Annotated in this window: 1 protein-coding gene, 2 tRNA genes and 3 rRNA genes (1 of these 6 cut by a window edge); all 6 read right to left on the reverse strand. The window is 52.1% G+C overall.

Annotated elements, in window-relative coordinates; all coding sequences use genetic code 11:
• Positions 1-660 (reverse strand): 23S ribosomal RNA (locus ACFVR6_RS16100) (it extends 2,279 nt beyond the left edge of the window).
• Between the two features lie 168 nt (positions 661-828).
• Positions 829-904: transfer RNA gene (locus ACFVR6_RS16105), tRNA-Ala, on the reverse strand.
• Positions 905-931: 27 nt separating this feature from the next.
• Positions 932-1,008 (reverse strand) — tRNA-Ile (locus ACFVR6_RS16110).
• A 101-nt stretch (positions 1,009-1,109) separates the two neighbouring features.
• Positions 1,110-1,226: ribosomal RNA gene (gene rrf, locus ACFVR6_RS16115) — 5S ribosomal RNA — on the reverse strand.
• Positions 1,227-1,331: 105 nt separating this feature from the next.
• A 16S ribosomal RNA gene (locus ACFVR6_RS16120) occupies positions 1,332-2,886 on the reverse strand.
• Together the 16S, 23S and 5S rRNA genes with 2 tRNA genes alongside form the textbook arrangement of a ribosomal RNA operon.
• Before the next feature lie 314 nt (positions 2,887-3,200).
• A partial coding sequence (locus ACFVR6_RS16125) for a transglutaminase domain-containing protein (RefSeq protein ID WP_386964871.1) occupies positions 3,201-3,404 on the reverse strand: 204 nt, incomplete at its 5' end.

Below are 3,404 nucleotides of genomic sequence, written 5' to 3' on the forward strand. Positions count from 1 at the left end.
CCACCTTAACCTTGCACGGGATCGTAACTCGCCGGTTCATTCTACAAAAGGCACGCCATCACCCAGTTAACGGGCTCTGACTTTTTGTAAGCACACGGTTTCAGGTTCTTTTTCACTCCCCTTCCGGGGTGCTTTTCACCTTTCCCTCACGGTACTGCTTCACTATCGGTCACCAGGGAGTATTTAGCCTTGGCAGATGGTCCTGCCGGATTCCGACGGGGTTTCACGTGTCCCGCCGTACTCAGGATCCGTCTCGGAGAGTGCTTGCTTTCGGCTACAGGGCTTTTACCTGCTATGGCGGACCTTTCCAGATCTCTTCGCCTACCAAACACCTTTGTAACTCCATGTGAGACGTCCTACAACCCCAAGGAGCAAGCTCCTTGGTTTGGGCTAATCCGCGTTCGCTCGCCGCTACTGACGGAATCACTTTTGTTTTCTCTTCCTCGGGGTACTTAGATGTTTCAGTTCCCCCGGTATGCCTCTATCCGACCTATGTATTCAGTCAGAAGTAACTGGACATTACTCCAGCTGGGTTTCCCCATTCGGAAATCCCCGGATCAAAGCCTGCTTACGGCTCCCCGAGGCGGTATCGTTGTTCGCCACGTCCTTCTTCGGCTCCTGGTGCCTAGGCATCCTCCGTGCGCTCTTACTAGCTTAACCTAGTATTTCGATGTGTCGCTTCCTGAATTGCTTCAGAAATACGGCCATCTCTTAAATAGCTTAAGGATGTTTCAGCAATTTGGCATATTTTCTAATCATCTTACGATGATTTCGAAAAATGCTTACTTTCGTTATCCAGTTTTCAAGGTGCAAAAGATGGTAGTTTGTTGGTGGAGCCAAGCGGGATCGAACCGCTGACCTCCTGCTTGCAAGGCAGGCGCTCTCCCAGCTGAGCTATGGCCCCAAAGGGACATCGACTCAAAGTCGATAATGGTGGGCCTTAGTGGACTCGAACCACCGACCTCACCCTTATCAGGGGTGCGCTCTAACCAGCTGAGCTAAAGGCCCTCAGTTATTCAATTAAACCGCATAGCTTCTTGAGTATTCATCGATCAAGTTTTCGTCATTTTCCCAAAGGAGAATAACGTCGCTTCATCTATGAGTTACCCGCTTGGCGACGTCCTACTCTCCCAGGACCCTGCGGTCCAAGTACCATCGGCGCTGGAGGGCTTAACGGTCGTGTTCGGTATGGGAACGCGTGGTTCCCCTCCGCCATCGCCACCAAACGGATGAGATTGAGGTTATTCCCTCAAAACTGAACATGAGCGACATGTCGGTTGTGGAAGCATTGCTTCCTATCCGAACCTCATCGGGTTCGGGTATATCCTTAGAAAGGAGGTGATCCAGCCGCACCTTCCGATACGGCTACCTTGTTACGACTTCACCCCAATCATCTACCCCACCTTCGGCGGCTGGCTCCCTTGCGGGTTACCCCACCGACTTCGGGTGTTGTAAACTCTCGTGGTGTGACGGGCGGTGTGTACAAGACCCGGGAACGTATTCACCGCGGCATGCTGATCCGCGATTACTAGCAATTCCGACTTCATGCAGGCGAGTTGCAGCCTGCAATCCGAACTGAGACCAGCTTTGATAGGATTGGCTCCACCTCGCGGTTTCGCTTCCCGTTGTACTGGCCATTGTAGTACGTGTGTAGCCCAGGTCATAAGGGGCATGATGATTTGACGTCATCCCCACCTTCCTCCGGTTTGTCACCGGCAGTCACCTTAGAGTGCCCACCCGAAGTGCTGGCAACTAAGATCAAGGGTTGCGCTCGTTGCGGGACTTAACCCAACATCTCACGACACGAGCTGACGACAACCATGCACCACCTGTCTTGAATGTCCCGAAGGAAAGCCCTATCTCTAGGACGGTCATTCAGATGTCAAGACCTGGTAAGGTTCTTCGCGTTGCTTCGAATTAAACCACATACTCCACTGCTTGTGCGGGTCCCCGTCAATTCCTTTGAGTTTCAGTCTTGCGACCGTACTCCCCAGGCGGAATGCTTAATGTGTTAACTTCGGCACCAAGGGTATCGAAACCCCTAACACCTAGCATTCATCGTTTACGGCGTGGACTACCAGGGTATCTAATCCTGTTTGCTCCCCACGCTTTCGCGCCTCAGCGTCAGTTACAGCCCAGAAAGTCGCCTTCGCCACTGGTGTTCCTCCACATCTCTACGCATTTCACCGCTACACGTGGAATTCCACTTTCCTCTTCTGCACTCAAGTCAACCAGTTTCCAGTGCGAACCGGGGTTGAGCCCCAGCCTTAGACACCAGACTTAATTAACCGCCTGCGCGCGCTTTACGCCCAATAATTCCGGACAACGCTTGCCCCCTACGTATTACCGCGGCTGCTGGCACGTAGTTAGCCGGGGCTTTCTTCTCAGGTACCGTCACCTTAGGAGCAGTTACTCTCCTAAGCGTTCTTCCCTGGCAACAGAGCTTTACGATCCGAAAACCTTCATCACTCACGCGGCGTTGCTCCGTCAGGCTTTCGCCCATTGCGGAAGATTCCCTACTGCTGCCTCCCGTAGGAGTCTGGGCCGTGTCTCAGTCCCAGTGTGGCCGATCACCCTCTCAGGTCGGCTACGCATCGTCGCCTTGGTGAGCCGTTACCTCACCAACTAGCTAATGCGCCGCAGGTCCATCCAACAGTGACAGATTGCTCCGTCTTTCCCGATTCGGCCATGCGACCAAATCGCGTATCCGGTATTAGCATTCGTTTCCGAATGTTATCCCAGTCTGTCGGGCAGGTTACCTACGTGTTACTCACCCGTCCGCCGCTAACCATCAGGAGTGCAAGCACTCCATCAGATCCGCTCGACTTGCATGTATTAGGCACGCCGCCAGCGTTCGTCCTGAGCCAGGATCAAACTCTCCATAAAGGTGTTTGACTTGCTCATTACGTTGTTGCTATCAAGTTTTCCCGACCGGCCGAAGCCCATCGCGAAAGCTTGTTTTCGATTCAATCTTGCGATTGTATCGGGCAGTTTCGCTCGTTGTTCAGTTTTCAAAGAACAATCTTTTCTTTCGTTGTCAGCGCCAATGTCTCAGCGGCGACTTTTATAATATATCACAGCTGCCTAGAGGAATGCAAGTCCTTTTTTCATAAATTTATATCTTTCTTTTTCATAGGTTCTCCGGGCATGCAACAAGACCCCCGCCGAGGCGAGGGTCCGAATTGTTTCTACATATATAGTTAGTATTGTTTGGCCTTCGTATACTTGGAAGCATCCTTCAAGAAGATGGTTGCTTTGTTGCCTTGCTTCAATCCCGAATCCACCGTCGTATCGATGATCACCCATTTGCCGTTCAGGAAAACTTCGTTCCAAGCATGGTACTCGTCTACGTAAGCGGAGTCTCCCATGACGAGCTTGGTCGGGATGTCCAGACTACGCATCAT

The sequence above is a fragment of the Microbacterium sp. NPDC058021 genome (genome assembly GCF_042885955.1).
In the GTDB taxonomy this organism is placed as follows: Bacteria; Actinomycetota; Actinomycetes; order Actinomycetales; family Microbacteriaceae; genus Microbacterium.